This is a genomic window from Moellerella wisconsensis ATCC 35017 (assembly GCF_001294465.1).
Taxonomy (GTDB): Bacteria; Pseudomonadota; Gammaproteobacteria; order Enterobacterales; family Enterobacteriaceae; genus Moellerella; species Moellerella wisconsensis.
The window spans coordinates 1-241 of the sequence record NZ_LGAA01000096.1 but is presented as its reverse complement, the minus strand read 5'-3'; the positions used below and the strand labels follow the sequence as shown (position 1 = coordinate 241).

1 protein-coding gene is annotated in these 241 nt (G+C 47.7%); it reads right to left on the bottom strand.

Features of this window, described 5'->3' with window-relative positions; translation table 11 throughout:
- The coding region (locus M992_RS14530; RefSeq protein WP_147638208.1) for a 30S ribosomal protein S2 at positions 1-154 on the bottom strand (154 nt) is incomplete at its 3' end.
- Between the last annotated feature and the right edge of the window lie 87 nt (positions 155-241).

Below are 241 nucleotides of genomic sequence, written 5' to 3'. Positions count from 1 at the left end.
CGTTGAACATTGGAACAGCTTTTTCAAGGTTGATGATGTGAACCTTGTTACGAGCACCGAAGATGAAAGGCTTCATTTTCGGGTTCCAGTAACGGGTCTGGTGACCAAAGTGAACACCAGCCTTGAGCATGTCGCGCATGGAAACAGTTGCCATGATTAAACCTCTATATAAAGTTTGGGGTTAAGCCTCCACATATCCCATGAGCCGACCCGGCAAGGCATTGTCCGAAGACTCATCCTG